This window comes from Pseudomonas sp. MF08875, assembly GCF_059862525.1.
The window spans coordinates 12,652-38,103 of the sequence record NZ_JCBCUW010000029.1 but is presented as its reverse complement, the minus strand read 5'-3'; the positions used below and the strand labels follow the sequence as shown (position 1 = coordinate 38,103).

Sequence of the window (25,452 nt, the reverse complement as noted above, 5' to 3'; positions counted from 1 at the left end):
CGCCAGCGGTAACCGGTTATGCCCTAGCGCCAGGCCCGGCGCAGGCGCGCCAGCGCATCGGCGATGGCCGCCTCGGGCACCGCCGCGAACCCCAGCACCAGCCCCGCGTGCTGGGGCGGCCCGTCCCCCAGGCAATAGCTGCTCAGGCCATTGATTTCCACCCCCACGCGTGCGGCTTGGGCCAACAGCTCTTGCTCGCGGGCCAGGCTCTGGACCCGCACCATCACGTGCAACCCCGCCGCCACGCTGGGCAGGTTGGCGACGCCGGGAATGTCTGCCGGCCACCCCGCCAGCAAGGCGTTACGCCGGCTCAGCGCGGCGCGGCGCATGCGCCGGATATGCCGCTGGAAATGCCCGGCGGCGATAAACTCGGCCATCACCGCTTGGGTGCTGACCTCCGAATGCCGCACATCCAGCGCCCGGCGCCGGGAGAAGGCGTCCACCAGGGTCGGCGGCAGCACCAGGTAACCCAGGCGCAGCGCCGGGAACGCCACTTTGCCGAACGTGCCGACGTACAGCACCCGGCCCTGGCGATCCAGCGCCGCCAAAGGCGCCAAGGGCGCGCCGCTGAAGCGGTACTCGCCGTCGTAGTCGTCTTCGACGATCCAGCCCCCGCTGCGCTCGGCCCAGGCCAACAACTCCAGGCGCCGGGCCAGGCTCATGATGACCCCCGTGGGGTACTGGTGCGACGGCGTCACGTAGGCCAGGCGGCAATCGCTTAAACGCGCCAGCGCCGCGCAATCGAGGCCTTCGCTGTCCACCGCCACGCCGTGCAGCCGCGCCCCGGCAATAGCGAAGGCATGGCCAGCGGCGCGGTAGCCGGGGTTTTCCACAGCCACCCCGGCGCCAGGCTCCACCAGCAGCTGTGCACAAAGGCTAATGCCTTGCTGCGCGCCACTGGTGATTACTATTTGCTCAGCGCGGCACTGCAAACCGCGGGAGTTACGCAAATACGCGGCGATCATTTCCCGCAGGCGCATGTCCCCCGCCGGGTCGCCATAACACAGTTGCTCTAGATCCGGGTTGCGCCAGAAAGCCGCATTCAGCTTGGCCCACACCTCGAACGGGAACAGATCGAAGGCCGGCACACCCACCCGAAACGCCTTCGGCGCGCCACTGGCCGGGGCGGGCAAATAGTGCCGATCAAGGCGCTCCAGGGCACTGCTGTGGATAACTTTACTGGATGAAAAGCCAGGCAAAACCGCCGGCTTTGTGGATAACCCTGGGGATAAGCCTGTTGAAAACCCTGTGGATAGTTTTGTGGATAACACGTTCGCTGGGCTCAGCCGTTGCGGCAGTTGCGCCACATAAGTGCCATCACCGACCCGGCTCTCGATAAAGCCCTCGGCATACAACTGGTCATAGGCACGCACCACGCTGTTGCGCGAAATCGTCAAGGCCAGGGCCAGGTCGCGGCTGGCCGGCAGCCGCGTGCCGCTGCTCAAGCGCCCGTCCAGCACGCGCTGGCGCAATGCCTGGTAAAGCTGAAGGCTCAGGCCCTGGCGGCGGTCGAGTTCGATCCCGGCGGGGTTGAAGGACAGCGGTGGCTGGCTCATGGCATTGGACCTATGAAATAGCGCCTAAGTGGCTCTTACAACGGACCATTAGCCTGCCTAGGATGCAGGCATTCGCCAAGGAGTTTCTCCATGACCACGCCTCCCGACGCCGCCGAGTTCGACCTGGCGCACCTGCACCAGCACATCCACGACACACGCCTGGCGATCGTCATCACCCACGGCGAGCAAGGCCTGCACGCCAGCCATGTGCCGCTGCTGTTCGAGCCCAGCCAAGGCGAGCACGGCACGCTGCACGGGCACCTGGCCAAGGCCAACCCGCAAAGCCGCGACCTGGCCGCTGGCACCCCGGTGCTGGTGGTCTTCCCCGGTGCCGACGCCTACATCAGCCCCTCGTTCTACCCGAGCAAGGCCGAGCACGGCAAAGTGGTGCCCACCTGGAACTTCACCGCCGTGCACGCCCATGGCCAGGCCAAGCTGTTCAGCGACCGCCACGGTTTACTGGCGCTGGTCAGCCGCCTCACCGACCACCACGAACGCGGCCGCGCCCAGCCCTGGGCGGTAAGCGACGCGCCGCCCGAGTACATCGATGGCATGCTCAAGGCCATCGTCGGTTTCGCCCTGCCCATCCAGCGCCTCAAGGGCCTGCGCAAGCTTGGCCAACAGCGCAGCGCGGCCGACATCGCCGGCGTGCGTGAAGGCCTAGGCGCCAGCACCGATGTACGTGACCACAGCCTCGCCCACCTGATGCGTTAAGGAGCCAACATGCATCCCATTGAGATCCGCCCCGTCACCGCCGCCGACCACGCCGCGTGGCTACCCCTGTGGCAGGCCTATTTGCAGTTCTACAACACCGAACTCGAAGAGGCCGTCATGCACAGCACCTGGCAGCGTATGCTCGACCCCGCCGAGCCGACCCACGCCGCCCTCGCCTGGCGCGACGGGCAGGCACTGGCGCTGGTGCACTTCATCTACCATCGCTCCAACTGGAGCATCGGCAACTCGTGCTACCTGCAAGACCTGTTCGTCAGCGCCGCCGCCCGCGGCACCGGCGTGGGCCGCCAGATGATCGAGCATGTCTACGCCACGGCGGCCGCGGCAGGCTGCGCCAAGGTTCACTGGCTGACCCACGAGAGCAACGCCACCGCCATCGCGCTGTACGAACGCATGGCCGAGCGCCCAGGCTTTATCCAGTTCCGCCACGCCCTCTAGGAGAGTTGCATGAGCACTTCACCCGCTGACTTCAAGGGCGCCCCGCCGCCCTCGGCCCAACTGTTGGATGGGCGTTTTATCCGCCTGGAAAAACTCGACCCCCCGCGCCATGGCGATGACCTGTGGCGCGCCCTGCAAGGCCCCGGCGCCGACCCGAAACTGTGGGACTACCTGCCTTACGGCCCGTTTGCCGAGCGCGCGGCGTTCGATGCCTGGCTGGCCAACCACGCGGCGGGCAGCGAGCCGTACAGCTTCGCCGTGGTCGAGCGCGCCAGTGGCCAGGCGCAGGGCCTGTTAAGCCTGATGTCCATCGTCCCGGCCCAGGGCCGCATCGAGATCGGTCACGTCGCCTTCGGCGCGCCGATGCAGCGCTCGCCCAAGAGCACCGAGGCGGTCTACCTGCTGGCCCGCGAGGCCTTCGCCCTGGGCTACCGGCGCCTGGAATGGAAGTGCAACAACGCCAACGCCCGCTCCAAACAGGCTGCCGAACGCCTGGGCTTCACCTTCGAGGGGGTGTTCCGCCAACACATGGTGGTCAAGGGGCAAAACCGCGACACCGCGTGGTACTCGATCATCGACGGCGAATGGCCAACGGTAAGGGCCGGGTTTGAGCGCTGGCTGGCGGACGCCAACCAGGTCGACGGCGGGCAACGCCAGACCCTGGTGCAGTGCCGCGCTTGAGTTGCGCGGGGCAATCGGCGAATGTGCTGGGCCACCTTCCCTCGCCGAGACGCCCATGCCCGACTCCATGCCGCAACGCGCCGACTACCGCCACTTCCAGCCCATCACCACGCGCTGGCACGACAACGATGCCTATGGCCATGTGAACAACGTCACCTACTACAGCTTTTTCGACACGGCCGTGAACACCTACCTGATCGAAGTGGGCGGGCTGGATATCCATGACGGTGAGGTGGTGGGCTTTGTGGTGAGTTCGGCCTGCGACTACTTTGCCTCCATCGCCTTCCCCGAGCCCATCGAGGTTGGCCTGCGGGTGGGCAAGTTGGGCAACAGCTCAGTGCAATACGAATTGGCCGTGTTCAAGGCCGGCGAAACCGACGCCTGCGCGGCGGGGCGCTTTGTCCACGTGTTCGTCGACCGCGCCAGCAACCAACCGGTGCCCATCCCGGCGCGCCTGCGCGAAGCGATGGAGCGGTTGGTGGGGTGATTGTTAAGGAGGGGCATGGCGCCCCCCGGTGGGAGCGAGCCTGCTCGCGATGGCGGCCTATCAGGCCGTCATGAAACACCGCCATCGCGAGCAAGGCTCGCTCCCACAAGGGTGTGGCAGGCAGTTATGCACTCAACGATGACGATCGTGCTTCTTGTGCTTGCGATGGCCATAGGCGTGGCCGCGGCCGGGGTGGTCGTCGCGGTAGTAACGGCGGTCATCACGGCCACGGCTGCTGCTGTGGCGGCGGTCGTCGTCATCGCTTTTGTTGCCCATGTAGTTGCCCAACGCACCGCCCGCGCCGCCGCCAGCGGCTGCGCCGATCAGGCTGCCGGTGCTGCCACCTACGCTGCGCCCAACCACGTTGCCGCCAGCCGCGCCCAGGGCGCCGCCAATGGCCGCTTCGCCGCGGCTGCGTTTGTCCGCACCCACCGCACTACCGCCCGCGCCACCCAGCGCCGCGCCGATGGTCGAACCGGTGTTGCCGCCCAAAGACTGACCGACCACCGAGCCTAAAACCCCGCCCAATGCGCCGCCCACGCCTGCTTCGGTGGTGCCACCGGCAGCGGCGACGCCACTGGCCAGGCTAAGGGACAACAAGAGAATCGAGGAGAACTTCATCAGGGAAACCTCAAGGGAATGACGGCGCGATCCTGAGGCTGTGGCGGGGGGCTTACAATCGAAATCCGACGAGTAGCACGACTTGTACACAATTCACTAAGTTATTGTTTTAACTATGGAACTTAATACTTTTCAGTCGGTCTTTTACTGCTTGCGACAGGCCGCTTTCCTACAGGAAGCGGCCTTTTTTGTGGGAGCGGGCTCGCCCGCGATGGCGATCCTGAGAGCGCCATCACCCGCCGCCTCCCCTCGCCTAAGCCGACCTGGCCATTATCAACCCCGTCTCGCTCGCCGCTTCCAAACGGATGGCGACGAATTTCGAGGTGGGGGTGTGGCTGCCGTCGCCGGTGCTTTCCAGGGGCACCAACGGGTTCACTTCCGGGTAATACGCAGCGGCCTGCCCGGCGGGGATGTCGAAGGCCAACAGGGTAAAACCCTTGACCCGGCGTTCGCGGCCATCGTTCCAGATCGACACGATGTCGGCCTTCTGCCCCGGCTTGAAGCCTAGGCGGATGATGTCGGCTTCGTTGACGAACAGCACCTTGCGCTGGCCCTTGACCCCGCGATAGCGGTCGTCCAGGCCATAAATGGTGGTGTTGTACTGATCGTGAGAGCGCATCGACTGCATGATGAGGTCCGGCAGCACCCCCGTGGCGCGGGTACGTTCGTCCACCAAGTCGAGCGGCAAGGCGTTGGCGCGGAAGTTGGCGCGCCCCGACGGGGTGTTCCAGCGCCGCGCGCCGGCCGAGTTGCCCAGGTAGAAGCCACCGGGGTTGCGCACCCGCTCGTTGAAGTCCTTGAAGCCTGGGATGGTGTCGGCGATCAGGTCGCGGATGCGCCCGTAGTCGGCCACCAACCAATTCCAGTCCACCGGGTGGGCGCCCAGCGTGGCGGCGGCGATGCCGGCGACGATCGCCGGTTCCGAGCGCATCTGCGCTGAAAGCGGCTGCAACTGGCCGTTGGAGGCGTGGACCATGCTGAACGAGTCTTCCACCGTCACCGCTTGCGGGCCTTGGGCCTGCACGTCGATATCGGTACGGCCCAGGCACGGCAAAATCAGCGCCTCCTTGCCGTGGGCCAGATGGCTGCGGTTGAGCTTGGTACTGATCTGCACTGTCAAATCGCAATTGCCCAGGGCCTGGAAGGTGCGCGGGCTGTCCGGCGTGGCTTGGGCGAAGTTGCCGCCCAGGCCGATAAACACCTTGGCGCGGCCATCGAGCATGGCGTGGATGGCTTCGACCACGTTGTGGCCATGTTGCCGCGGCACCTTGAACTCAAAGCGCCGCTCCAGGGCATCGAGAAAGAACGCCGGCGGGCGCTCGTTGATGCCCATGGTGCGGTCGCCCTGCACGTTGCTGTGGCCGCGCACCGGGCACAGGCCCGCGCCCGGGCGGCCGAGGTTGCCGCGCACAAGCATGAGGTTGGCGATTTCCTGGATGGTCGGCACCGAATGGCGGTGCTGGGTGATGCCCATGGCCCAGCACATAATCACGTTCTTGCCTTTGGCGTACATGCGCGCCGCTTGCTCGATGTCCGCCAGGCTCAGGCCGGACTGCTCGACAATCGCCTCCCAGGACGTGGCATCGACCACCGCCAGGTACTCCAGCACGCCGGCGGTGTGGGCGTTGAGAAAGTCGTGGTCGAGCACCGCCGGGGCGTTGGCCAACTGCGCCTCGCGCTCCCATTGCAGGAGGAACTTGGCCATGCCGCGCAGCAGCGCCATGTCGCCGCCCAACGCCGGGCGAAAGTAGGCGGTGTTGGTGGGCTTGTCGCCGTTGGTCAGCATCTCGATGGGGTGCTGCGGGTGCTGGAAGCGTTCCAGGCCGCGCTCCTTGAGCGGGTTGACGCACACCACCTGGGCGCCGCGCTTCACCGCTTCGCGCAGCGGTTCGAGCATGCGCGGGTGGTTGGTGCCGGGGTTTTGCCCCAGGACGAAAATCGCGTCGGCGTGCTCGAAGTCATCGAAGGTCACCGTGCCCTTGCCCACCCCGACACTCTGCGCCAGGGCCACGCCGCTGGCCTCGTGGCACATGTTGGAGCAGTCCGGGAAGTTGTTGGTGCCAAAGGCACGCACGAACAACTGGTAGAGGTACGCCGCCTCGTTACTGGCCCGGCCCGAGGTGTAGAACTCGGCCTGGTTGGGGCTGTCGAGGTTGAGCAGGTGCTTGCCGATCAGGGCGAACGCCGCGTCCCAGGTGATGGGCACGTAGCGGTCGGTGGCGGCGTCGTAGCGCATCGGCTCGGTGAGGCGGCCCTGGTATTCAAGCCAATAGTCGCTCTGCTCCAGCAAGGCGCTGACGCTGTGTTTGGCGAAGAACGCGGCATCGACCCGACGCTTGGTGGCTTCCCAGTTGACGGCTTTGGCGCCGTTTTCGCAGAACTTGACCACGCCGCTTTCCGGCGAGTCGCCCCAGGCGCAACCGGGGCAGTCGAAACCGCCGTTCTGGTTGGTCTTGAGCATCATGCGCAGGTTTTTCAGGGCGTTGTCGCTGGTCAACCAGGCTTGCGCCACGCTGACCAACGCGCCCCAGCCGCCGGCGGCACCCTTGTAGGGCTTGTAGCGCGGGGTGGGGGGAATATCGGCTTGATGATGATTGCTCACGCGGGCGTCTCCTGCGCGGGGCTATACACCCGCGGTGCGCTTTTTTGCGGCAAATGGATGAGGTTGAGCTGATGTCGGCGCGCCCATTGCACGGCAAGGCCTGTGGGCGACGACAGGCTGACGAGGGTTTGGATGCCCGCGCGCAGCACTTTTTGGATCAATTCCAGGCTGCAGCGGCTGGTGACAATCGCCAGCCCCCCGGCCATGGGAATGTTCTGGCGCACCAAGGCGCCGATAAGTTTGTCCAGGGCGTTGTGCCGGCCGATGTCTTCGCGGCCCAACAGCAACTGGCCCTGGCCGTCCATGAACACCGCCGCGTGCACCGCGCCGCAGTGCTGGCCCAGGGGCTGGAATTGGCCGATGCGTTGGCGCAAGCCTTCAAGCCAATGGGCCGGTGGCAACGGTGCGCCGGGCAGCACGGCGAGGTCGGGCAGCGCCTGCTCGACCGCTTCCACGCCGCACAGGCCGCAACCGCTGGTGCCGGCCAATTGCCGGCGTTGTTGCTTGAGGTTCCAGAAGGCACGGCTGGCGATCTGCACCTGGGCGTAGCGGGCGGAGCCGTCGCCGCTCAGTTGCAGGTCATAGATGTCGTGAACGTCTTCGACGATGCCGCTGCCGAGGCTGAAACCGACGATAAAGTCTTCAAGGTCGGTGGGCGTGACCAGCATCACGGCCTGGCTGATGCCGTTGTAGGCGATGGCCAGCGCCACTTCTTCGGCCAGGTCGGTGCCGGCCTGGTGGTGTTGGGTAATGTCGCTGTACTGGTAGGGCTGGCTGGCGGCGGGCGCGGCCACAGGCAGGGCGGGCGCCGCGCAAACCGGGCGCTTGGCGTTCATGGGGGGCGTACCGGCAGGTTAAGTAGCGGTAAGCCTAGGCGCGTCAAAGTGTCGCGTCTAATTGCTACTACCGATGTGCCGATAGATCCGGTCGATCAAACAGCCTCGTCCGATTTCCCGTAAAGCGCAAAACAGGCTTCCGCCAACGCCGAGCGTGGCGCCCCGCGCCGCATAATCAGGCCCAGGCGCGCCAGGGTCTTGGCCTGTTCGATCGGTTGCAGGCGCAGGTGGTCGGTCAGCGCTTCGAGGCCGCCGTCCAGCGGCATCACTGCGCAACACAGGCCACCGTGTACCGCTTGCAGCAACTGATGGACGGCGTCGGTTTGCAGCAGCGGCTGCGGGTTGAGGCCACGGCTGTGGAAGTTGTGGTCGATGGATTGGCGAAAGTGCATGCCGCTGGTGAGCATGCCCAGGGGCAGTTCGATCAGCGCTTCCCAGCTCAGCGGCGCTTCGCCGAAGCTGAAAAACCGCTGATCGTAAAGCAGGCCCATGCGGGTTTCGCCCAGGGCCAGCGCATCGAAACGCTCGGTATCCAGGCGCTCGAGGTACGACACGCCCAGGTCCAGGCGATTGCTCGCCAGTTGCTCCAGGATCTGCTCCGAGCTCAAGGCCGACAGCTCGAAACGCAAGCTCGGGTGCTCGGCGTGCAGGCGCTGCATCAGCGATAGCGGGTCGAAGCTCGACAGCGGCACCACGCCCAGGCGCAAGGTGCCCACCAGGTTGCCGCGACACGCCGCCGCCTCGGCCTGCAAACCGTCGTAGGCCGCCAGCACCGTGCGCGCCCAGGCCAGCACGCGCTCGCCCGGCGCGGTAAAGCCTTCAAAGCGCTGGCCGCGATTGACCAGCGGCAGCTCCAATTCTTCTTCCAGGCTGCGCAGGCGCATCGACAGGGTGGGCTGGGTGATATGGCACCGCGCTGCGGCCTGGCCGAAATGCCGGGTTTCGTCGAGGGCGATGAGGAATTTGAGCTGCTTGATGTCCATCTTCACTTCCTGGGCGCGAGTGGCCGGGGATTCTAGCGCGCTTGGGAGGTGAGCGAGGCATTTGGTCGGATCGCAACTTAGCCCCGCGCCGCTGGTCTAGTCTTCTGCGACTGGGCAACAACCCCGGACCTCAACCTAAGGAGCGTGACCATGAGTCTTTTCAGCTTTGTGAAAGAAGCCGGCGAAAAACTGATCGACCTGCTGACCCCCGGCAATGCCAACGCCAGCGAGCAGTTGAAAGAGCACATCAGCAAGGTCGGGCTGGGCAACCCTAACGTGCACGCTGAGGTCGATGGCAGCACCGTCACCCTCACCGGCGAAGTCGCCACCCAGGAAGAGAAAGAGAAAGTCCTGCTGGCCGTGGGCAACATTGCCGGCGTGGAAACGGTCGATGACCAGATCACCGTCACCAGCGCCGCCCCCATCGTGGCCGCCACCCGTTTCGTCGTGGTGAAAAAAGGCGACACCCTGAGCGCGATCTCCAAGACCGTTTACGGCGACGCCAACCTCTACAACAAAATCTTCGAAGCCAACAAACCGATGCTCTCGCACCCGGACAAAATCTACCCGGGCCAGAGCCTGCGGATTCCGCCGCAGTAAGGCATAAACCTGCACTTGAAGCAGATCTGAACCTGTGGGAGCGGGCCTGCTCCCACAGTGTTTTTGGCTAGGCCCTTGCGGCCTACAAACCCTCGATCAATTCCCGATAATCCCCCACCGCCGCGAACTCGGCGGTGTCCTTGGGGCCTTTGCGGCTGTCGGGTTGGCTGACCGCCAGCAAGTGCGCCACGCCGTAGTCCCGAGCACTGCGCAGAATGGGCAAGGTGTCGTCGATAAACAGGCTGCGGGCCGGGTCAAAACCGATGTCGGCGTGCAAAGCATCCCAAAAGTGCGGGCTCTCCTTGGCGAAGCCGTAGTCGTGGGAGCTGATAAGCCGCTCGAAATACGGCGCCAGCTCGACCTTTTCCAGCTTCAGCGACAGCGAGTCGCGGTGCGCGTTGGTAATCAGCACCACACGCTTGCCGGCCCGGCGCAGGGCCGCCAGGAAGGTGTCGGCGTCCGGGCGCAGGGCGATCAGGTGGGCAGTTTCCAGCTTCAGTTCGCGCACCGGCAGTTTCAGTTCCGCACTCCAAAAATCCAGGCAATACCACTGCAACTGCCCGGCGTTGCGCTCGAACAACGGCTGCAACTCCAACTCGGCCATGGCCCGGCTCACACCATGCAGCTGGGCGTAGCGCTCGGGCAGGTGTTCCATCCAAAAGTGGTTGTCGTAGTGCAGGTCCAACAGCGTGCCGTCCATATCCAGCAGAACGGTATCGATGTCGCGCCAGGGCAATAAGGGCATGGGGAGGTTCTCGCACGGTAGACGGGGCACAGACATTCACAAAAGCCGGGGTATAGTACCGCGTTCATGTATAGGAGCCGCCATGCGCCAGAAACCCACCGTCCTCGCCCGCGAAGTCGTCGCCACCACCCGCCTGTTTTGCGTCGAAGAGTTGCAGTTGCGCTTCTCCAACGGCGTGGAACGCACCTATGAGCGGCTGGTCAGCAAAGGGGTCGGGTATGGCGCGGTGATGATCGTGGCAATGGTGGACGACGAGCACGCGGTGCTAGTGGAGGAGTACTGCGGCGGCACGGGCGAGTACGAATTGTCGCTGCCCAAGGGCCTGATCGAGCCGGGCGAAGACATCCTCGCCGCTGCGGTGCGCGAGTTGAAGGAAGAGGCCGGTTTTGGCGCCCATCAACTGGAGCACCTGACCGAGCTGTCGCTGTCGCCCGGCTACATGAGCCAGAAAATCCAGGTGGTACTGGCCACCGAGTTGTACCCCGAGCGCCTCGAAGGCGACGAGCCGGAGCCGATGCGCGTTGACCGGGTCAACCTGCGCGAACTCTCGGCCCTGGCGCAAAACCCCGACTTCACCGAAGGCCGCGCCCTCGCCGCGCTGTACCTGGCCCGCGACCTGCTGATCGAACGCGGAGTGTTCCAGCCATGAGCCCACATTTCCCCCACCCGTTGCTGGCCCCGGTGATTGAGCTCGCGCACCAGGCGGGCGAAGCGATCCTGCCGTTCTGGCGTGCCGATGTGGCCGTTACCGCCAAGGCCGATGACTCGCCGGTAACCGCCGCCGACCTCGCCGCCCATCACCTGATCCTCGCCGGCCTGACGGCGCTGGACCCAAGCATCCCGGTGCTGTCCGAAGAGGACGCCGATATCCCCCAAAACGTGCGCGCCACGTGGCAGCGCTGGTGGCTGGTGGACCCGTTGGACGGCACCAAGGAGTTCATCAGCGGCAGCGAGGAATTCACCGTCAACATCGCCCTGATCGAACAGGGCCGCGTGGTGTTTGGCGTGGTGTCGATGCCCAGCAACGGCCGCTGCTACTTCGGCGGTACGGGCCTAGGCGCCTGGCGTGCAGAACCGGGCGCCGAGGCGCAACCGATCCGGGTACGCGACACACCACCGCCCGCACAGCCGTTCACCGTGGTCGCCAGCCGCCGCCACTCCAGCCCCGAGCAGGAACGCCTGCTCGCAGGCCTGGGCGCCAGCCTGGGTGAACTGCACCTGGCCAATATCGGTAGCTCGCTGAAATTCTGCCTGCTGGCCGAAGGCGCGGCCGATTGCTATCCGCGCCTGGCGCCCACCTCGCAATGGGACACCGCCGCCGCCCAAGGCGTGCTCGAAGGCGCGGGCGGTGAAGTGCTCGACCTCGACGGCGCGCCCTTCTGCTACCCGGCCCGTGCCACCCTGCTCAACGGCTCCTTCCTGGCCCTGCCGGCCAACGCGCGGTGGCGCGAGCAGTTGTTGGCGTTGGCACGGGGGGAGTAGCTCAGCCTGGGGCCCTGGAGGCTTTCACCCTTGTACTCATCGCCAAGGGCCCCTTGTGTACGAGCCTGCTCGCAATAACCACGGCCAGCGTTACGAATTGTCGTAGGCCGATTCCCACCAATCGCGTCCGTTTGGTCTGATTTCGCGCAATAAATTGCCTCGCTAGCATCGCGTTTTGTCCTGCGCGAGTGCGTGCCATGCCGCCATCCTCTCCCCCAGACACCGCTGTCCCCGCCGACAACATGCGCGTCGCCCTGGCGTACATCACCGGTGCCCCGGAAAAACTCTTCGACGCCAGTGTCGATACCGCCCTTTGGGTGTGGGAGGCGATCCAGGGGGACTTCAACCAAGACCGCAGCACCGGGCAAATCGCCTTCGACGCGGCGGTCTCCATGGTGCCCTTGGTGGACCAGGTCTGCGACATGCGCGACTTGGTCGCCAACTGCCGCGAACTGCAAAAAGACCACAGCAACACCTGGGCCTGGGTCGGCCTGTGCCTGACCCTGATCGGCCTGTTTCCGGTGCTCGGTTCCCTGGTCAAGGGTGTGCTGAAGATCTTCTTCCTGTTCATCCGCCGCTCCGGTGGCCATGCCGTGGAGCAGGCCGTGGACGAGGCGATGACCTGGGTCATCACCCTGCTGCGTAAAAAGGAAGTGGTGAAGTACTGGCGTGGCATGAAATGGGGCCAGGTATTCCAGACACTGGCTGACGCCATCAAAAAGGTGCGCAACCAAATAGACGTCTTGAGGTTGCTGCACGCCTTCGACCGGGGCATTGCCCTGCTCAACACTTTGCTGGGCAAAGTCAAATACGTCCCCGGGGCCGCCGCCAAGGCCGAGCAAACCCTGAACATGGTCAAGGCCGTGCGTTTGCAAGCCAATGCCCATATCGGCAAAGCCCTGCAACCGATACGCGACGCCCTCGACATCGTGATCCGCCGGTTGGAGATGGAAGACCTGATGCAGCATCGGGCGATCCTGAACACGGTGAATGTGCACTTTCACGGCGGATTGCCCGAGGCGCGGGCGGTGAAATTGATGCGGGATGCGAAGCCGTTGCCGGGGTGGTTGAGTCGGGGGGAGCCGGGGCTGTTTAAGCCGTTGAACCCGGACCTTTACATAGACGAGGTAAACAAAAGAGCCGCCCTGGGCTTTCCGCGCCTCGATGACAAGCAGATGAGAACCTTCGCCGAAGGCATGGTGGCGGCTGAACTCAAAGGCCCCCTACGCCTTTACCGCATCATAGGCCCCGGCAGTGTCGCCAGCGCCCAGGACTGGGTCACGGAAGCCGTGTTCAAGCAAATCATGGATTCAGCCAACCCCAAGTCTGCCTGGCGCAAGTACCTGGCCGTGTGGCCGGACTGGAACGTCAATGGCCAGTTCGTGGTGTACGAACTCAAGGCCGGGGAAACCCTCAAGGTCTGGAAAGGCCCCGCGGCGTCCCAAGTCAAGGATGGGGAAATGGAACTAGGTGACCGCTATCTGGAAGGCGGCTGGGAACAAATCAAGTTCGACTCCAAGTTCATCCGTAATAGCGCGGGCGAAAGCACCGCTGAAGCCTTCGACACCCTGACCTACTACCGCGTGGATCGCCAGACCGGTCGCATGGAGCCTGCCCCGGACATGAACTACGAGCGTTACAAGAACCTGTCGCCACAAGAGCAGGAGTTCTATGAGTGCCTGCGCGAAAAAATCAATCACCCCGCCATCAGCGGCCCCTTTGATACCGCCTGGGGCATGACCGACTTTGATACCCAACTTAATAACGTGCGTCTCGGCCTGCCCAACTTACCCGGCCAAGTAACGGAGTTTAAAAAATGAATCCGCTTTATCCGATGACCCCGACTTATCACCTGTCGCTTTGGCAAAAACGCCAGGCAGCCATGCTCTATTACTACTCGTCGCAAAGTTACTTGGACGCGTTGTTGCCGAAGATCGAAGAGTTGATCGTCATGGCCGAGATGCTTTTAGAACGCCGTTCGATTCTCGACCCCCTGATGGTCAGCGAACGCTGGGGTGTACGCGATACCGCAGCCAACTGGAGCACCGGCGGTTTTCCGGCCTTGATTGCCTACAGGCAAAGCACAATGTGGCATATGGCCAAACGCGCCGACCAGTGCTACGGCATCACGGGAACCAATCAATGCGCCCATATGCTGGGTGAGTTTTCAATGCAATGGGCCACTGCAGAACAGGAGAAAGCTTTTCGCGAGCGGGCCAACGAGGTGTTTTCCTACGGTTTTAAGATTGACGGTGTCATGGAACGGGGCTGGAACGATGTGATTTTTTGGGTTATTTGGCAGCAAGTTAAAGGGCACTTTGCGCGCTTGCCGAAATTTAAAGTGCATATGAATATTGAAGGTGAAACCGGGAAAGTTCCGCCACGTACCGGTGTCTATGTCTCTCAGGATGATCCTCTGGGTGCCCTGCAATTTGCCTGGACCGGAGGCGGCGAAGGTATGTGGAAAACACTGAAAGAATGTAAAACATTCAATGATATAGGCCTGGACGCTTTGAAAACCTTGGGACGCGCAGGCTTGTGGGGCGATGAAAACGGGCTTGCAAGGTTCATTGAGCAATCGCCCTATAAAGGCGTCTTTAAAGAGTCGTACTTCTACGCTCGTACCCGAGTACAAGTTCACTCTTTCACCGAACGCCCCTGCAAATGGTACTTCGTCGAACTTCTCGAAGGCGAGTTTGAAGACAGCGACCCCGACGCCATGGCCGACGCGCCCGGCAGCGAGCCGCAGCACCCGCCGCGCAAAGCCAGCGGCGAGCCGTGCCCCCACGCCGGTTGGTGGTTCAGCCCCGCCCGTGAAGGTTCGCGGCAGTATTTCCGTGATGGCGCAATTTTTCCCAAGCTGGAAGGCGACTACGGCTACACCTTCTGGCTCTGGAGCCCGGACCAGTCCAGGCCAGCACTTTGATCGTTAAATGCAGGCCAGGCGAACCCGCCTGGCCTGCACTGCCCCGAATTCAAACACCCGCCACCCGCCCCGTTGGCTGGAGGCGGCGCCTGGTCAACCACGAGGTGCCCCAGGCGCGTCAGTTTGCGTTACGGGTTGCCACGGGCAAGGCGCCCGCCATCACGCCCGGCGCGGGTGGCCCTTACCAGTCATACGTCAAGTTCGACACCACGGTGCGGCCTTCGCCGTAGTAGCAGTCCACCGAACTCCCGCAACTGGCGACGTAGGTTTTGTCGCCCAGGTTTTGCACGGTCAGGCCCAGTTTCACGCCTTTGAGTTTGAGCGGCGATTGGCTCAGGTCGTAGCTCATGTTGGCGTCGTAGACGGTGTAGGACGGGATCTGGAACGCGCCGTCGTAGTCGTCGCCGTAGTTACCGCGCACGTAGCGTGCGCCGATGCCCGCGCCCAGGCCGGCCAATGGGGTGTCGCCCAGCAGGGTGTAGTTAAGCCACAACGCGGCGGTCACGGGTGGGCGGTTGGCCGGGTGGCGGCCTTCGCGGCCGTCGTTGTCCTTGGTGTACTTGACGTCGTTGCGCGACACCGAGGCGATCACGTTGAAGGCTTCGCTGATTTCGCCCTTGGCTTCCAGCTCGATGCCCTTGGAACGCAGCGCGCCGACCTGTTTGCTATGGCCGGGGTTGGCCAGGTCTGGGGTGAGCATGTTTTCCTGGTCGATCTGGTAGGCCGAGATCTGCACGAAGCTGTTCTGCCCCGGTGGTTGGTACTTCACGCCCGCTTCGTATTGCTTGCCGGTGGTCGGCTCAAAGGGTTTTTCGCCCACGCCAGTGCCCAGTTGCGGCAGGAAGGATTCGCTGTAGCTGACAAACGGCGCGATGCCGTTATCGAACAGGTAGACGATGCCGCCCCGGCCGCTGAATTTTTCGTCGCGGGTGGTGGAGTGAGTTTCCACCGCCGACAGGGTCTGGTAGTTGTCGCCCTTGGCCAGGTCGTAGCGCCCGCCGATGACGAACACCCAACGGTCGAGCTTGATCTGGTCCTGGGCGTAGAAGCCGGTCTGGTCGATGGTGCGGTCCCAACTCTGCGGCCCGCTCCAGTTCATGCGTTGGCCGTAGGTGGGGGTGAACAGGTCGATGGCCGCGCCGTTGCGGTCATACAAACCGTGGAAGTCGGAGTTGGAGTGGTAGTAGTCCACGCCCAGGATCACGGTGTGGTTCAGGGCGCCGGTGTCGAATTCGGCCTGGGCGATGTTGTCCACGCCAAACACCTGGTTTTCCTGCTTCCAGTTGACCCCGAAGCGCGATTGGTAACGCTGGTCGTTGGCCCCGGTGAGGGGGTTGGTGACGAAGCGGTAGCCGTGCAACGGCGCGCGGTAGTGGTCGTCGACCGTGGCGTAACGGGCGTTTTGCTTGAGGGTCCAGACGTCGTTGAGGCGATGGGACAACTCGTAGCCCAGCACGTACTGCTCGCGGTTGTACTTGTTGATGCCCGGCTCGCCGATGAACACGTCGCGGTCGATCTTGCCGTTGGGGTTGTGGAACAGGGTGCCGGAGGCCGGCAGGCCCTGGGCCTCGGGCACGCCGTCGTCCTTCTGGTACTGGGCGAACACGGTCAGGCGCGTGTCGTCGCTGGCGTTCCAGGTAAAGCTGGGGGCGAGGAACTGGCGCTTCTGCTCGAAGTAGTCGATCTCGCCATTGGAGTCGTTGGCCAGGCCGGTCAGGCGATAGAGGAACTTGCCCTCCTCGTCCAGCGGCCCACCGAGGTCAACGGCGACGCTTTTATGGTCGTAGCTGCCTGCCTCCAACACCACTTGGCGCACGGCGGTTTCGGTTGGGCGTTTGCTGACCATGTTGACGATGCCGCCAGGCTGGTTCTGCCCGTAGAGCACCGAGGCCGGCCCCTTGAGCACCTCGATGCGCTCCAGGGAATAGGGTTCGATCTGCAACGCACCACCGGTGCTGCCGCCGCCGTAGGGCAGGTGCAAGCCGTCGAGGTAAAGAGGTGTAGGAGAAATACCGCGCGAAGTCGGTTCGTCGAAGAACTTCACCCGGTCGTCAAAGCCACCGCCGGTGATGCCGGGCGTATAGCGCAGGGCTTCGACGATGCTTTGCGCGCCCCGGGACTTGATCTCGGCGGCGGTAACGACGTTGATGGTCTGGGGGATTTCCGTCAGCGCGGCGTCGGTCTTGCTGCCGGTGGCGCTGCGCTTGGCGACGATGCCTTCGACCGGGCCCCAGGCACTTTCCGCGGCCTCGGCGGCGTTGATACGGGTGGCGCCCAGTTGCAGCGAACCGCTCTGGGGCACGGCTTGCAGCGACCAACTGCCTTGGGATTCGAGCGCCAGCAGGCCACTGCCGGCCAACAATTGCTCCAGGCCCTGGGCCGTGTCGTAGCGCCCTTGCAGGCCGGGGCTGCGCTTGCCGGCGGTCAATTGCGCGTCCACCGACAGCAAAATGCCCGCCGTGCTGGCAAAGCGGTTCAGGGCCTGGTCGAGGTTACCCGCCGGGATGTTGTATTGGCGCGCCTCCCCGGCCTGGGCCGACGCGGCCACGGCCAGGGTGGACGCCAGCGGCACGGCGGCCAGCAGGCTGACAAACAGCCCACGGCGCAGGTGGCGGGACAATGTACGAGACGACGTCGGGCGGTGTGGCATTCCAGAACTCCCCATGAGAATGCTTCTTGATTTGCTTTCAAGAGGTATCCCGGATAACTCGGCAAAACCGACAAGGCGCTGGGAAATTTTTTTTGAAGGCGTGCAGGGCCCGTAGCAGGCGGGCTTGCCCGGGCTGGGGGGACGCAGCAACCCTAAGCTTTTTCTTGGCCGCCACACCGATGTTTGGACCGCTTCGCACCCCAACGCGGGCAAGCCCGCTTGCTCACCCTCGCGCCTTGACCGTCACCCAATACCGCGTCACGGCTTCTACCCGCACCGGTAGCGATTGCTCCAGCGCGGCGAGGATGGCGTCGCTGTCGTCGAGGGGAAATACGCCGGTGAGCAGCAGCCCAGCCACGGCGGCGTCACAGCGCAGCCAGCCCGGGCGATGGCGCGCCAGGTCGGCAATAAACTGCCCCAACGGCTGGCGTTCGGCGGTGAGGCGGCCCTGGCTCCAGGTGCTGGCATTGAGGTCGGCGGCGCGCACCGCACCGGTCTGGGCGGCGTTGAACCACAGGCTGTCGCCGGCGTTGAGGTACTGCGCAGCAGCATGTTGCGGGCGTACATGCAATTGGCCTTCATAGAGATCGACCCGCGTACCGCCCTGCGCATCACGCACCGCAAAGCGGGTGCCCAGGGCCTGGATGTCGCCGGCCTGGGTCTCGACGATCAGTGGGCGGGTGGCGTCGTGGCCGCTGTTGAGCAGGATTTCGCCACTGATGAGGGTGATACGCCGCTCGCGGGCGCTGTAACGTAAATCCACCGCCGTGTCGCTGTTGAGGTCCAGGCGCGTGCCGTCGGCCAGGGTCAGGTGGCGCACCTCGCCCACCGCCGTGCGCTCGCCAGCCATGGCGTTACGCCACGGCTGGCTGCCCTGCACCGCGTAGCCGCCGCCCGCCACCAGCAGCACGCCGAGCAGTTTGAGGGCGGCGCGGCGCTGCTGGTCGGGGGCATCGCGCAGCACCGCCCGGGCGCTTTCGGCGGGCACCCCGCTCAGGGTTTGCTGCAACTGTTGCAGGCGCGCCCAGGCGCGGTGGTGGTCCGGGTGGGCGGTTTTCCAGCGGGCGAAGGCCTGGCGCTGTTCGGCATCCAGCTCACCGCCCCAGTGCAACATCAGCCATTCGCTGGCCTGCTCGACGATCGCCGGGGCAATCGGCGCTTCGCGCTGCGCCCTCATTGCTCGTAGACCACCTGATAGCAGGCCTGGATGGCGCGGATCATGTACTTCTGCACCGAACTGACCGTCACCCCCAGGCGCTCGGCGACTTCGGCGTAGGTCAGCCCTTCGAACTGCGAAAGCAGGAACGACTGGCGCACTTTTTCCGGCATACGGTCGAGCATGGCGTCGATCTGCATCAGGGTTTCGAGGATCAAGGCACGGGTTTCCAAGGACGGCGACTCCGGTTCCGGCAGGTGGGCGATGCTTTCCAGGTAGGCGCGCTCGATGCGCAGGCGCCGCCACTGGTCGATCACCAGGTTGCGGGCGATCTGCGTCAGGTAGCTGCGGCTTTCCAGGTGCCCCGGAAAACGCCCCGACACCAGCAGGCGCAGGAAGGTGTCCTGGGCCACATCCGCGGCGTGCTCGCGGTCGCCCAGGCGCTTGCGCAGCCAGCCTTGCAGCCAGCCATGGTGGTCACGGTAAAGGCGATGCAACTGCGCCTTGCCGTCAGTGGTTGCATCCATGGAAGGGTCCACACACATGATTGATAGCAATTATCATTACACTTTTGTATGGGGGCAGGCAAAGGGCCATTTACCATAGGCGCCGCGAGGGCTTGGTTTACCTCAGCTCTAACGCCACCGAACCCAAGGTGAGGAGCCAGACACACCCCCCCAGCGCCACCCATAGCCTATTGAGGCCGCTGAGCCGGGCATTGGCCTGCCCTTGCGGGTCACCCTCCACCGCATTGATGGCTTTTTGCACGCATAGCAACCAGTAAGTTTGCAGCAGGAACACCCCCAGGCCTGCGGCCAGCCCCAGCAAGTTATCGGGCACCCAGACCTGAATCGAGCCGCCCAGAGCGGTGAGAATGATCGCCAGGGCAAGCAGCCGAGGATGCCAACGGGGAGGCTCGGCCAGCCGTTGCACCTGGCGATCGATCTTCATTACCAGCGAATAGATGAACAAATCGTTTAACACCGCCCGCAGCCACGGGATCACCTTGATGCCAGTGGTATCGCGGTAGCGCCGCCAGTTTCTGTAGCTCCAGTACGGAAAGTAGAAACCAAAGGTCGCCACAAACAGGATGACGAATTTGCTCGGTGCGACGACGTAGAAAAACCGCGCCCTGGCCGGCGCGCAAGGGCTGTCGGCCAGGGGTGGGACACAGGGGGGGTCGATCGTAGGCATGGCTACAAGGGCTCGTGAAGGAAACGGCCCGTGATGTTAAGCCCGCCATCCGGGCATTTTGTGAAGCAGCAGGGAATCAGGAACAACCCTACGCGAGCGCCCTACAAAGCTGCTTCCTCGGCCTGCAACGGGTACACCGACTCCCACCCCCCGCCCAAGGCCTTGTACAACCCGACCATGGCCAGCGACACGTTCACCTGGCTCTCGACCTGTTGTTCCTGGATGGCGAGCAAGGCGCTTTGCACCGTGAGCACGTTGATGAAGTCCACCACCCCTTCGACATACTGCTGCTGCGCGGCCAACAGGGCGATGCGGTTCTGGCTGACCGCTTCGGCCAGGTGCTCGCGCTGCAACTGGCTGGCGTTGTAGCGCGTCAGTTGATCGTCGATCTCGTGCCAGGCCCGCAGCACGGTGTGCTGATAGCCCAGCGCCGCTTCCTGTTGCTGGGCCTCGCGCAGCTTGAGCATGCCGCGCAGGCGCCCGCCGTCGAACAGCGGCAGGCTGAACTGTGGGCCGATGGCGAACTGACGCGAGCCCCAGGTGCCGAAATCCGACAACTGCATGGCTTGCGAGCCGAAACTGCCCGACAGGGTGATGCGCGGGTAGAAGTCGCCCTTGGCCACGCCGATGCTGGCGGTGGCGGCGTGCAGCCGCGCTTCGGCCTGGAGGATATCCGGGCGGCGGCGCGCCAACTGCGAGGGCAAGCCGATGGCCAGTTGGGCCGGGGCTTGGGGCACCGGCGCGGCGGCGGCCAGTTCGGCTTGCAGGGCTTGCGGGCCCTCCCCCAGCAACAGGCTCAGGGCGTTTATCAGTTGGTCCTGGCGCTGGCGCAGCACCGGCAGGCGCGATTCGATGGCGGCCACTTGCGCGGCGGCTTCGGCCACGTCCAGTTGGGTCGCCACGCCATCGGCCTGGCGCATGCGCGAGAGCATCAGGCTGCGGTTGGCCACTTCCAAGTTCTGCTCAGTGACGGCCCGGGTGCTCTGCACGCCACGCAGTTGGATATAGCTCTGTGCGGTGTCGGCCAGCACGGCGAGCAACACCCCGCGACGGTCGTTTTGCGCCACCTCCAGGGTCGCGTCGGCGGCTTCGGTTTCGCGCCGTACGCGGCCCCAGAAGTCCAGCTCCCAAGCCGCCGCGAAACCGCCCTCCCACAGGTTGAAGGCGCTGTTGCCGTTGTGCCCAGAGGGGTCGCTCAGGCCTTCGCCACTGTTACGTTTACGCGCGTAGCCGCCGTTGGCGCTGGTGGACGGGTACTGGCTGGCGGTGGTCACCTGCCGCACGGCGCGGCTTTGCTGCAAGCGGCTACTGGCCAGTTGCAGGTCCAGGTTGTCGCTCAGGGCGCGGCGGCTCAGGCTGGCCAATTGCGGGTCCTGGAACACTTCCCACCAGTGTTCGGCCAGGGCGCTGCTCACCGCTTGGCTGGCGGCCGGGGTGGGTGGGGTGTTCCAGCGTTCGATGGACGGCGCCTCGGGGCGTTGGAAATCCGGGCCCACCGTGCAGGCCGACAACATCGCCAACGTCAGCAGGCCCGGCAGAAGATTGAGGCGTTTCATCGCTGGCTCACCTCGCGCACCTGTGTGGCCGAGCTGTGGGTGTCGATGCTCGCCTCCACCGACATGCCCACCCGCAGCCGCTCAACCAGCGGTTGGCCGGGGTCGAGGAGGATTTTCACCGGGATGCGCTGCACCACTTTGGTGAAGTTGCCCGTGGCGTTGTCCGGTTTAACCGCCGCGAAAGTCACGCCGGTGGCCGGGGCAATGCTCTGCACGCGGCCGCTGAGGGCCTCGCCGTCGAGGCTGTCGACACGCACCTGCACCACCTGCCCCGGCGCCACGTTAATCAGCTGGGTTTCCTGAAAGTTGCCCACCACATAGGCCTGTTCCAGCGGCACCACGGCGAGGATCTTGCTGCCCGGCGTAACGTAGGCGCCGACCCGCACCGCCCGTTCGCCGACCATGCCGTCCACCGGCGCGACAATGCGCGTGTACGACAGCTCGTAACTGGCCATCTCCAGCGCCGCATGGGCGCGTTTGAGGCCACCTTCGGCGGCGTCGCACTGGGCGCTGAGGATTTCCACCTGCTTGCGTTCGGCGGCCAGCACCGCCGTGGCATGGGCCAGTTGCGCGGTGGCCTGGTCGATGCGCGTGCGCGCCTGCTGGGCGTTTTGCACCGTGCCCGCGCCCACCCCGGCGAGGTGGTTGTAGCGCGCCAACTCATGCTCGGCGAAGGCCATTTGCGCACGGTCGGCCACCACTTGCGCCTGGGCCTGGGCGATCACCGAGGCCTGGCGTTCCAGGGTGGCGCGGGCGTTTTGCAACTGGGCGCTGGCGACTTCGGTTTGCGCCGCCGCAGCCAGGGCAGCGGCGCGCAGGTCGCGGTCATCGATCAGGGCCAGCAACTGCCCGGCCTTGACCTGCTGGTTATCGTCCACCAGCACTTCCTTGATGAACCCGGCCACGCGGGGCGCCACCAGGGTGAAATCGGCAGCAACGAAGGCGTCGTTGGTGGTCTGGCGCGTGCCGTGGCCGAACAGGCCGGGGGCCAGCACGTAGAGCAGCGCACCCAGGGCCAAAACCGCCGCCGAAGCGGCGATGTTGTGTTTCGTGGAAATCGTCATAAACAACCTTCTGTGTCGTTAAGCATTCAAATGGGCGCGCGCGGTGGGTAGATCCGCGTCGGCAGCCAGAAAATCAGCAGGATCATCGCGCCGGCCAGCACGGCCATGCAGGCGTACAAGTCCGCCGAGGTCAGCACCAGGGCTTGCTGGTGCAGGCGCCGGGCAAGGTCGGCAGGGTTGCCTTCGACCCACGGCGAGTTGCCGAGGCGGTCCACCAGGTGGGTGGAGTGAAAGTGCAGGCGCGCGGTGGTCAGGGCGTCCAGCACCCCGGTGGCGACCACGGCCGCCAGGCCCTTGACCGTGTTGAACCAGGCCGAGGCGTAGGGCCCTTCCATGGGCGTGATGCTGCCGGTGGAGAGCATCAGCAGCGGCAGCACGGCCATGGGCTGGCCGAAGATCTGCAACAGTTGCAGCACGTAGAAGTCGTCGCGGATCCAGGCCGAGGTCAGTTGAGTGCCGCCGGCGCAGGACAGCGCCAGCATCCCCAGGCCAATCCCCAGCACCCAGCGGCAATCGACCCGGCGCTGGTTGCACAGGGCCGCCACCAGCGGCAGCGCGATCAATTGCGGCAGCGCCATCACCAGCATCACCGGCGCCGTTTGCAAGGGCCGATAGCCCTGGACCTGGGCCAGGTAGGCCGACGGAATCAGGATGACCGCCAGCAGCACCATCAGCACCCCGGCCAGGGTCAGCAGGGAGAACGACAGGTTGCGCACCCCCAGCATCTGCAACTTGAAAAACGGGATCGGTTGCGACCATTCGTTGACCAGAAACAGCACCAACAGCAGGGCCCCGCCGCCGAGCAAGGTGCAGATCAGGCCTGACTCGAACCAATCCAGGCGATTGCCCTGCAACAGGCCGATCACCAACATGCAGATCGCCGGGAACCCCAGCAGCAGGCCGCGCCAGTTGAATTGCTTGAAGCGCTCCGGGCGCAGCGGGTCTTGGGGCAAGCCGTAGGCCACCGCCGCCATGGCCAACAGGCACGGCGCGACGATCTGCCAGAACGCCCACTGCCACCCGACGTATTCGGTCCACAGCGCCGCCAGCGGCGTGCCCAGGCTGGGGCCGAAGGTGGCGGTCAGGGCATAACCGGCCAGGCCATAGAGCTTGACGTTGGCGGGCAAAAAACGCAGGGCCACGGTCATCAGCATCGGCGGCAGCGCGCCACCGGCCAGGCCTTGCACAGTGCGCAGCAGCAACAGGCTTTCGTAGTTGGGGGCAAAGGGGCACAGCACGCCCAGCACGGTGAACAGGCCCATGGCCGCGAGGGTGAAACGGCGCAGGGAGAACGTCACCGAGCACCAGGGTGCGAAGGCCATGGCCGCCACGGACGTGGCCGTGTAGCAGGCCACCAGCCAGGTGCCTTCGTCGTAACCGATGTACAACGCACCACGGATATCGGCCAGGGCAACCTTGGTGACCATCTCGTTAAGGCCCGACACCAGCACCGCCAGCAACACACCCACCAAACCGATGATGATCCGCGGCCCGAACACCGGCGGCGCCGCGGCTGCCGGCTTGGCGGGTGCCGCAACAGCAGCAGGCGCGGCGACAGCAAGGGAACTCATAAGCAGCACAACTCCGGTTGAGAAATACCGGAGCAGTTTAAGAACGCTGATAGCTGACGAAAACTGACTTATTGGCAGCTTATAAGTGCGTGCCGCGCAGCAATTGCGCAGAACGGTTTAAACACTATCCCTGTGGGAACAATGACCGCGGTGTAACAAATGAACCCTGTGGGAGCGGGCTTGCCCGCGATGGCGGCATTCCAGCCGCCGCAGGTGCATCGCCTGCCCCGGCCTCATCGCGGGCCGGGCCCGCTCCCACAGTTCAACTGTGGTGTGGGTGAGAGTTGTGACAGGTATTCACTTTCCACTGTGGGAGCGAGCCTGCTCGCGATGGGGGCATTCCAGCCGCCGCAGGTGCATCGCCTGCCCCGGCCTCATCGCGGGCCGGGCCCGCTCCCACAGTTCAACTGTGGTGTGGGTGGGATTTATGGCAGGTATTCACTTTCCACTGTGGTGTGGGTGGGATTTGTGGCAGGTATTCACTTTCCACTGTGGGAGCGAGCCTGCTCGCGATGGCGGTATTCCATCCGCCGCAGGTGCATCGCCTGCCCCGGCCTCATCGCGGGCGGGGCCCGCTCCCACAAGGGGTGGGGGCTGGCCTTAGGTCCCGTTCCCATGGTGGGTGAAGGCTTTTCTCACCTTGGCTGCGCCTGCGACCAGGTTTCATCGCAGGTGGACTTGAGGGTTTCGCGCAGCCATTTGTGGGCCGGGTCTTTGTCGTAGCGCGGATGCCAGGCCTGGGTCAGCATCAGGGTCGATAACGGGATCGGCAGGTCGAAGGCGCACAGGCGCAGGCCCAGGCGGGTGACGCTGGAAATGGTTTCCTTGGGCACCGGCAGGATCAGGTCCGAGTCGGGCAAGGCGAACATCGCCGCGTGGAAGCTCGGCGCGATCACCGCCACCCGCCGTTCCAGGCCCATTTCGTTGAGCGCGGTGTCGATGGGCCCGCGGGCGATGCCGCGCCGCGACATGCTGATATGGGCAAACCCGGCAAAACGCTCGGCGGTGATTTCCCCGTCGAACAGCGGGTGATCTTCCCGGGCCAAGCCGACGAAGGTAGTGGAGAACAGGTTCTGCACCTTCACTTCCGGGGTTTGCGGGCGGGAGTTGCTGATGCGCAGGTCGATGCGCCCTTCGCGCAGCGCCTCGTCGTCAGCGTCGCCCTCGGGCACGAAGCGCAGTTCGCAATGGGGCGCCTCGCGGTCCATGGCGGCGAACAGGCGCCCGCCGTACACGCCGACGAAAAAGTCATTGGCGCGGATGTTGAAGCGCCGACGCAGGGTGCGCAGGTCTACCTGGTCGGCCGAGCGGAACACCCGCGCCGCCTGCTCCACCACGGCGCGCACCTGGTTGTGCAGTTCCAGGGCCTTGGGCGTGGGCACCAGGCCACGCCCGGCGCGCACCAGGATCGGGTCGCCCACCGCTTCGCGAATCCGCGTCAGGGTGCGGCTCATCGCCGCCGGGCTGAGGTTCATGCGCCGCGCGGCGCCCACCACGCTGCCCTCGTCGAGCAAGGCGTCGAGGGCGACAAGTAGGTTCAGATCGGGAAGCTGCATGCCAAGCACTCACAAA

23 protein-coding genes are annotated in these 25,452 nt (G+C 64.8%); 9 read left to right on the top strand and 14 right to left on the bottom strand.

The window, feature by feature from the left end; genetic code table 11:
* Positions 1 to 23 precede the first annotated feature (23 nt).
* Complete coding sequence (gene pdxR / locus AC19YT_RS17580) at positions 24 to 1,556, bottom strand: MocR-like pyridoxine biosynthesis transcription factor PdxR (RefSeq protein WP_500610715.1); 1,533 nt, start codon at positions 1,554 to 1,556, stop codon at positions 24 to 26.
* A gap of 90 nt (positions 1,557 to 1,646) precedes the next feature.
* On the opposite strand from pdxR, the gene AC19YT_RS17575 reads away from it, so the two are divergent.
* Genes AC19YT_RS17575 through AC19YT_RS17560 form a run of 4 tightly spaced genes read left to right on the top strand, consistent with a single transcriptional unit; the run spans position 1,647 to position 3,894 of the window.
* The gene (locus AC19YT_RS17575) at positions 1,647 to 2,270 is read left to right on the top strand and encodes an FMN-binding negative transcriptional regulator (RefSeq protein WP_500610714.1); all 624 of its coding nucleotides are present in this window, start codon (positions 1,647 to 1,649) and stop codon (positions 2,268 to 2,270) included.
* Between the two features lie 9 nt (positions 2,271 to 2,279).
* Positions 2,280 to 2,726, top strand: a complete 447-nt coding sequence (locus AC19YT_RS17570; protein ID WP_095108639.1) for a GNAT family N-acetyltransferase — start codon at positions 2,280 to 2,282, stop codon at positions 2,724 to 2,726.
* 9 nt (positions 2,727 to 2,735) lie between these two features.
* Positions 2,736 to 3,407, top strand: a complete 672-nt coding sequence (locus AC19YT_RS17565) for a GNAT family N-acetyltransferase (RefSeq protein WP_500610713.1) — start codon at positions 2,736 to 2,738, stop codon at positions 3,405 to 3,407.
* A 55-nt stretch (positions 3,408 to 3,462) separates the two neighbouring features.
* On the top strand, positions 3,463 to 3,894 hold the full coding sequence (locus AC19YT_RS17560) for an acyl-CoA thioesterase (RefSeq protein WP_095108637.1): 432 nt from the start codon (positions 3,463 to 3,465) through the stop codon (positions 3,892 to 3,894).
* Between the two features lie 132 nt (positions 3,895 to 4,026).
* Here the strand turns inward: AC19YT_RS17560 and AC19YT_RS17555 are convergent, their stop codons facing one another.
* The 4 genes from AC19YT_RS17555 to AC19YT_RS17540 form a co-directional block, all read right to left on the bottom strand.
* Positions 4,027 to 4,515 (bottom strand): glycine zipper domain-containing protein, encoded by a 489-nt coding sequence (locus tag AC19YT_RS17555; protein ID WP_095108636.1) that lies wholly within the window; start codon positions 4,513 to 4,515, stop codon positions 4,027 to 4,029.
* A 253-nt stretch (positions 4,516 to 4,768) separates the two neighbouring features.
* On the bottom strand, positions 4,769 to 7,117 hold the full coding sequence (locus AC19YT_RS17550) for an FdhF/YdeP family oxidoreductase (RefSeq protein WP_500599471.1): 2,349 nt from the start codon (positions 7,115 to 7,117) through the stop codon (positions 4,769 to 4,771).
* Positions 7,114 to 7,953: a formate dehydrogenase accessory sulfurtransferase FdhD gene (fdhD, locus tag AC19YT_RS17545; protein ID WP_095108634.1), complete on the bottom strand. Its 840-nt coding sequence runs from the start codon at positions 7,951 to 7,953 to the stop codon at positions 7,114 to 7,116. The genes AC19YT_RS17550 and fdhD overlap by 4 nt, the downstream gene beginning before the upstream one ends.
* A 95-nt stretch (positions 7,954 to 8,048) precedes the next feature.
* Positions 8,049 to 8,936, bottom strand: a complete 888-nt coding sequence (locus AC19YT_RS17540) for a LysR family transcriptional regulator (RefSeq protein ID WP_095108633.1) — start codon at positions 8,934 to 8,936, stop codon at positions 8,049 to 8,051.
* A 150-nt stretch (positions 8,937 to 9,086) separates the two neighbouring features.
* Here AC19YT_RS17540 and lysM point away from each other — a divergent pair, with 150 nt between their 5' ends.
* Positions 9,087 to 9,536 (top strand): peptidoglycan-binding protein LysM, encoded by a 450-nt coding sequence (lysM, locus tag AC19YT_RS17535; protein WP_095108632.1) that lies wholly within the window; start codon positions 9,087 to 9,089, stop codon positions 9,534 to 9,536.
* A gap of 82 nt (positions 9,537 to 9,618) precedes the next feature.
* Here lysM and yrfG read toward each other — a convergent pair whose 3' ends face one another.
* Positions 9,619 to 10,281 carry a GMP/IMP nucleotidase gene (gene yrfG, locus AC19YT_RS17530; protein WP_095108631.1) on the bottom strand — a complete coding sequence of 221 codons (663 nt, stop codon included), beginning with the start codon at positions 10,279 to 10,281 and terminating at the stop codon, positions 9,619 to 9,621.
* 82 nt (positions 10,282 to 10,363) lie between these two features.
* Here yrfG and nudE point away from each other — a divergent pair, with 82 nt between their 5' ends.
* The 4 genes from nudE (at position 10,364) to AC19YT_RS17510 (ending at position 14,689) form a co-directional block, all read left to right on the top strand.
* Entirely contained in the window at positions 10,364 to 10,930 is a 567-nt protein-coding gene (gene nudE / locus AC19YT_RS17525; RefSeq protein WP_095108630.1) for an ADP compounds hydrolase NudE, read from the top strand.
* A complete protein-coding gene (gene cysQ, locus AC19YT_RS17520; protein WP_500599473.1) occupies positions 10,927 to 11,763 on the top strand; it encodes a 3'(2'),5'-bisphosphate nucleotidase CysQ in 837 nt (278 codons plus the stop codon). Before nudE ends, cysQ begins: the two co-directional genes overlap by 4 nt.
* 197 nt (positions 11,764 to 11,960) lie before the next feature.
* Positions 11,961 to 13,583, top strand: coding sequence for a hypothetical protein (locus AC19YT_RS17515; protein WP_500610712.1), 1,623 nt, complete (start codon positions 11,961 to 11,963; stop codon positions 13,581 to 13,583).
* The gene (locus AC19YT_RS17510; protein ID WP_500610711.1) at positions 13,580 to 14,689 is read left to right on the top strand and encodes a hypothetical protein; all 1,110 of its coding nucleotides are present in this window, start codon (positions 13,580 to 13,582) and stop codon (positions 14,687 to 14,689) included. The genes AC19YT_RS17515 and AC19YT_RS17510 overlap by 4 nt, the downstream gene beginning before the upstream one ends.
* A gap of 181 nt (positions 14,690 to 14,870) precedes the next feature.
* Here AC19YT_RS17510 and AC19YT_RS17505 read toward each other — a convergent pair whose 3' ends face one another.
* The 8 genes from AC19YT_RS17505 to AC19YT_RS17470 all read right to left on the bottom strand — a co-directional run bounded on the left by AC19YT_RS17505 (position 14,871) and on the right by AC19YT_RS17470 (position 25,436).
* Positions 14,871 to 17,339 carry a TonB-dependent siderophore receptor gene (locus tag AC19YT_RS17505; RefSeq protein ID WP_095108626.1) on the bottom strand — a complete coding sequence of 823 codons (2,469 nt, stop codon included), beginning with the start codon at positions 17,337 to 17,339 and terminating at the stop codon, positions 14,871 to 14,873.
* A 223-nt stretch (positions 17,340 to 17,562) separates the two neighbouring features.
* Positions 17,563 to 18,516 carry a FecR domain-containing protein gene (locus AC19YT_RS17500; RefSeq protein ID WP_500610710.1) on the bottom strand — a complete coding sequence of 318 codons (954 nt, stop codon included), beginning with the start codon at positions 18,514 to 18,516 and terminating at the stop codon, positions 17,563 to 17,565.
* The gene (locus AC19YT_RS17495; protein ID WP_095108624.1) at positions 18,513 to 19,022 is read right to left on the bottom strand and encodes a sigma-70 family RNA polymerase sigma factor; all 510 of its coding nucleotides are present in this window, start codon (positions 19,020 to 19,022) and stop codon (positions 18,513 to 18,515) included. The genes AC19YT_RS17500 and AC19YT_RS17495 overlap by 4 nt, the downstream gene beginning before the upstream one ends.
* Before the next feature lie 97 nt (positions 19,023 to 19,119).
* A complete protein-coding gene (locus AC19YT_RS17490; RefSeq protein ID WP_500599481.1) occupies positions 19,120 to 19,689 on the bottom strand; it encodes a hypothetical protein in 570 nt (189 codons plus the stop codon).
* 101 nt (positions 19,690 to 19,790) lie between these two features.
* Complete coding sequence (locus AC19YT_RS17485; protein ID WP_500610709.1) at positions 19,791 to 21,245, bottom strand: efflux transporter outer membrane subunit; 1,455 nt, start codon at positions 21,243 to 21,245, stop codon at positions 19,791 to 19,793.
* On the bottom strand, positions 21,242 to 22,309 hold the full coding sequence (locus AC19YT_RS17480) for an HlyD family secretion protein (protein WP_500610708.1): 1,068 nt from the start codon (positions 22,307 to 22,309) through the stop codon (positions 21,242 to 21,244). Before AC19YT_RS17480 ends, AC19YT_RS17485 begins: the two co-directional genes overlap by 4 nt.
* A 26-nt stretch (positions 22,310 to 22,335) precedes the next feature.
* Positions 22,336 to 23,880, bottom strand: coding sequence for an MFS transporter (locus AC19YT_RS17475; RefSeq protein WP_500610707.1), 1,545 nt, complete (start codon positions 23,878 to 23,880; stop codon positions 22,336 to 22,338).
* 635 nt (positions 23,881 to 24,515) lie between these two features.
* Positions 24,516 to 25,436, bottom strand: coding sequence for a LysR family transcriptional regulator (locus AC19YT_RS17470; protein WP_500610706.1), 921 nt, complete (start codon positions 25,434 to 25,436; stop codon positions 24,516 to 24,518).
* Positions 25,437 to 25,452: the final 16 nt, after the last annotated feature.

Coding starts and splice junctions, on each gene's coding strand:
- AC19YT_RS17565 (WP_500610713.1), top strand. CDS start 2,736: ATGAGCACTTCACCCGCTGACTTCAAGGGCGCCCCGCCGCCCTCGGCC.
- AC19YT_RS17570 (WP_095108639.1), top strand. CDS start 2,280: ATGCATCCCATTGAGATCCGCCCCGTCACCGCCGCCGACCACGCCGCG.
- AC19YT_RS17555 (WP_095108636.1), bottom strand. CDS start 4,515: ATGAAGTTCTCCTCGATTCTCTTGTTGTCCCTTAGCCTGGCCAGTGGC.
- yrfG (WP_095108631.1), bottom strand. CDS start 10,281: ATGCCCTTATTGCCCTGGCGCGACATCGATACCGTTCTGCTGGATATG.
- lysM (WP_095108632.1), top strand. CDS start 9,087: ATGAGTCTTTTCAGCTTTGTGAAAGAAGCCGGCGAAAAACTGATCGAC.
- AC19YT_RS17500 (WP_500610710.1), bottom strand. CDS start 18,516: ATGAGGGCGCAGCGCGAAGCGCCGATTGCCCCGGCGATCGTCGAGCAG.
- AC19YT_RS17510 (WP_500610711.1), top strand. CDS start 13,580: ATGAATCCGCTTTATCCGATGACCCCGACTTATCACCTGTCGCTTTGG.
- AC19YT_RS17540 (WP_095108633.1), bottom strand. CDS start 8,936: ATGGACATCAAGCAGCTCAAATTCCTCATCGCCCTCGACGAAACCCGG.
- AC19YT_RS17495 (WP_095108624.1), bottom strand. CDS start 19,022: ATGGATGCAACCACTGACGGCAAGGCGCAGTTGCATCGCCTTTACCGT.
- AC19YT_RS17475 (WP_500610707.1), bottom strand. CDS start 23,880: ATGAGTTCCCTTGCTGTCGCCGCGCCTGCTGCTGTTGCGGCACCCGCC.
- AC19YT_RS17490 (WP_500599481.1), bottom strand. CDS start 19,689: ATGCCTACGATCGACCCCCCCTGTGTCCCACCCCTGGCCGACAGCCCT.
- pdxR (WP_500610715.1), bottom strand. CDS start 1,556: ATGAGCCAGCCACCGCTGTCCTTCAACCCCGCCGGGATCGAACTCGAC.
- AC19YT_RS17515 (WP_500610712.1), top strand. CDS start 11,961: ATGCCGCCATCCTCTCCCCCAGACACCGCTGTCCCCGCCGACAACATG.
- nudE (WP_095108630.1), top strand. CDS start 10,364: ATGCGCCAGAAACCCACCGTCCTCGCCCGCGAAGTCGTCGCCACCACC.
- AC19YT_RS17485 (WP_500610709.1), bottom strand. CDS start 21,245: ATGAAACGCCTCAATCTTCTGCCGGGCCTGCTGACGTTGGCGATGTTG.
- AC19YT_RS17505 (WP_095108626.1), bottom strand. CDS start 17,339: ATGCCACACCGCCCGACGTCGTCTCGTACATTGTCCCGCCACCTGCGC.
- AC19YT_RS17575 (WP_500610714.1), top strand. CDS start 1,647: ATGACCACGCCTCCCGACGCCGCCGAGTTCGACCTGGCGCACCTGCAC.
- fdhD (WP_095108634.1), bottom strand. CDS start 7,953: ATGAACGCCAAGCGCCCGGTTTGCGCGGCGCCCGCCCTGCCTGTGGCC.
- AC19YT_RS17480 (WP_500610708.1), bottom strand. CDS start 22,309: ATGACGATTTCCACGAAACACAACATCGCCGCTTCGGCGGCGGTTTTG.
- AC19YT_RS17470 (WP_500610706.1), bottom strand. CDS start 25,436: ATGCAGCTTCCCGATCTGAACCTACTTGTCGCCCTCGACGCCTTGCTC.
- cysQ (WP_500599473.1), top strand. CDS start 10,927: ATGAGCCCACATTTCCCCCACCCGTTGCTGGCCCCGGTGATTGAGCTC.
- AC19YT_RS17560 (WP_095108637.1), top strand. CDS start 3,463: ATGCCCGACTCCATGCCGCAACGCGCCGACTACCGCCACTTCCAGCCC.